Consider the following 261-nt stretch of genomic DNA (forward strand, 5'->3'; position numbering starts at 1 on the left):
TCGCTCGGTACTACGCATCGGATGTGGGACGCCATCGTCGGCGAACTTTCTGCGGAATATTGTTGCGTGCTTTACGACACGCGCGGCCATGGCGGCTCGAACCGCGGCCCCGCACCTTTCGAGATCGCCGATCTTGCCGATGATCTCGCTGCGCTGCTTGACCACCTCGATTTGGCGCCCGCCCATGTCGCCGGCCTCTCGCTGGGTGGGATGACCGGCCAGGCCTTCGCCATGCGGTACCCCGCGCGCCTCGCCGGCCTC

The 261-nt window shown here is 66.7% G+C and carries 1 protein-coding gene; it reads left to right on the forward strand.

Annotation, left to right across the window (positions count from 1 at the left end; translation table 11 throughout):
* Positions 1-261 (forward strand): alpha/beta fold hydrolase (locus tag KBI52_RS00260; RefSeq protein ID WP_210804724.1); only part of this gene is annotated, 261 nt, incomplete at both ends.

Source organism: Microvirga sp. HBU67558 (genome assembly GCF_018069605.1).
In the GTDB taxonomy this organism is placed as follows: domain Bacteria; phylum Pseudomonadota; class Alphaproteobacteria; order Rhizobiales; family Beijerinckiaceae; genus Microvirga; species Microvirga terrae.